Origin of the sequence: Streptomyces sp. NPDC093097, from assembly GCF_044754325.1 — a bacterium.
Lineage (GTDB): Bacteria > Actinomycetota > Actinomycetes > Streptomycetales > Streptomycetaceae > Streptomyces.
The window spans coordinates 1-2252 of sequence record NZ_JBIVOW010000061.1 but is presented as its reverse complement, the minus strand read 5'-3'; the positions used below and the strand labels follow the sequence as shown (position 1 = coordinate 2252).

Annotated in this window: 3 protein-coding genes; all 3 read left to right on the top strand. The window is 63.1% G+C overall.

What is annotated here, in order from left to right:
* Positions 1-52: 52 nt before the first annotated feature.
* Entirely contained in the window at positions 53-901 is an 849-nt protein-coding gene (locus tag ACIQE0_RS38725) for a helix-turn-helix domain-containing protein (protein WP_402341099.1), read from the top strand.
* Between the two features lie 690 nt (positions 902-1591).
* Positions 1592-1810, top strand: a complete 219-nt coding sequence (locus ACIQE0_RS38720) for a hypothetical protein (RefSeq protein WP_366339539.1) — start codon at positions 1592-1594, stop codon at positions 1808-1810.
* A gap of 74 nt (positions 1811-1884) precedes the next feature.
* Positions 1885-2091 carry a hypothetical protein gene (locus ACIQE0_RS38715; RefSeq protein WP_366339537.1) on the top strand — a complete coding sequence of 69 codons (207 nt, stop codon included), beginning with the start codon at positions 1885-1887 and terminating at the stop codon, positions 2089-2091.
* The last annotated feature ends 161 nt before the right edge of the window (positions 2092-2252 follow it).

Sequence of the window (2252 nt, the reverse complement as noted above, 5' to 3'; positions counted from 1 at the left end):
TCCACACCGAACCCGGAAGGCCCTCACCCGTTCAAGATCCCACGGCCGAGACCTGGCTCACTGTCCACAACCTCCCCGGACAGAACAGCTAGGGCAGTCCAAGCACGAGCTGGCCGCCCTTCTGAAAGACCTGCGCAAGCGAGCCGGCCTCTCCGGGGACCGGCTCGCTAAGCGTTGCAGCATGTCTCAATCGAAGATCAGCAGGATTGAGAATGGGAAAGTGCGACCAAGCCTGCTGGACGTAGAAAGTATCCTCAGGGCAGTCGAAGCCCCTTCAGGGATTGTCGCAGAGGTTACGACTCTTGCTCGGATCGCCAACACTGAATGGCAGGACATCCGGAGTCTCCGCAAGAGAGGGCTCGACAAGAAGCAGCAAGAGCTAGCAGCGCTCGAAGCCTCAACGACGGAGTTCCGATTCTTCCTGCTCTCGATGATCACGGGACTCCTCTCGACCCCCGAGTACATTCGAGGGAGTCTTGCTCATTCCCCAGTCGACACCAGCAAGACTGTCGCAAGAAAACTGGAACGCCAGCAGATCCTCTACGACACCACCAAGCGTTTCACATTCATCCTGACGGAACAGGCAGTCAGATGGCCGCTCGTAGCCCCCTCAGTGATGGCCGTACAGATTGACCGACTCGCCTCCCTGACCTACCTACCCAACGTCCGACTCGGAGTGATCCCCATCGGCGGCCATATGCCGATAGCCCCGATGGACACATTCACGATCTATGACGAGACGCTGGCCACGGTCGAGAACACCACTGGAATCGTAATCCACCGAGATTCCAGGGATATCGCCGCGCACCTCGAACTATTTTGCACCCTGGAAAGCTACGCACTATACGAAGAGGAAGCAAGGGAACGGCTCGCCAAATGGGCCAGCCAGTACCGATCATGATCTTTAGTCCAGGACGCGCATAAACACAGATCCGCGCTGCACCTCACGAGACCATGGGCACCTGAGAGCCCAACCAGGAGGCAGCGCAAGCCATGACCGAACCAGTCAGGTACTCACAAGAACCAGTTGAACTGCCGCTGGACCCCTGGATTTTGACTGGCAAACCCAAACCTGACTGCGAGGTCTGCGAATCGCAGGCCACCCAGCGCAACCAAGCGCTAAAGCAGAATGACTGGCGCTCCGCCTGCGCCGCCGACCGGAGAATCCGCAACCACGAGGGCGGACACCAGTGACTCCCCCGGCTGAAAACGCGAATGAGCTACGCATGGGCTCTCACGACGGTTGGTGGACGGAGTACGGCGGCCGGCTGGACGTGGCCTCTGGCGTCGTCTCCATCCCTCAGGGCAGGAAGGTGCCGCCGTGCCCCTTCCCGTGCGACATCTGCAAGGCCAAAGGACGTCAGTAGGTGCTCTGTCGGCGCGGACACCCGATGGCAGAGGAAGCCCCCGACATCTGAGGCTGCCGCGCCTGCGCCCAAATGACCGGCGCATGAGACTCCCGCCCCGGCGGCGGAAACCTGGACAGTCGAGCAGCCGGGGCGGGTGACCCCACCGCAGGAGACCTGCGGACCTTTGGGCCGTGCCTCGACGGTACGGCGGCACGGCCCCTCACGAAAGAGGAGGTTGAGAGATGAGCGCACTACAGGTCGACACGATCGAGACGCGCCTGCGAGACGCTGAAGGCTGGCCCGGCATCCCGTTCCGGCACCCGGCGGACCTCGTGGTCGTCGCCGAGGACGACGGAGGGAAGCACGACGGAGGCCCGATGCCCCCCGAGGCGCCCCGCGACCCCGCCCCGCAGCCCAGCGGCGGAGACAAAAACCAAGCCGCTGACGGCCGGAGAGGCTGATTGAAACGGCCCCGTTCGCGCACTGCCCCTCGTAGCGCGTGAGCGGGGCTCATCCGTCCGGGCAGGAAGACCGTATGAGCCACGACGGCATACCGCACGAAATCACCGGATGCCCCAAATGTGATGCCGAGGCGCACCAAGAGGCCATAACCCAACGCGAAAACCAAGAGCGCGAAGAACGCGTTCTCTCGGCCGGCCTGGTCATAGCGGCCGCTGTCGCCTCACTGGCAGTACTTGGCCTGTGGGCCGGAGTAATGGCGGTCCTGTCACACATCGGCTGACGCCTGGGCGTGGCGCCCGGCTCCCGGAATGCGGGAAGGGGTGCCACGCCCAAACGGTCAGCCAGCTACTGACTTCGGCTTGTCAGGGTGACGTTGGGGTGTCGAGGGTCAGGCCGGTGCCGGCTATGAAGCCGTCGAGGGTCTCGGGCCGGTACTGCGGG

Coding starts and splice junctions, on each gene's coding strand:
- ACIQE0_RS38720 (WP_366339539.1), top strand. CDS start 1,592: ATGAGCGCACTACAGGTCGACACGATCGAGACGCGCCTGCGAGACGCT.
- ACIQE0_RS38715 (WP_366339537.1), top strand. CDS start 1,885: ATGAGCCACGACGGCATACCGCACGAAATCACCGGATGCCCCAAATGT.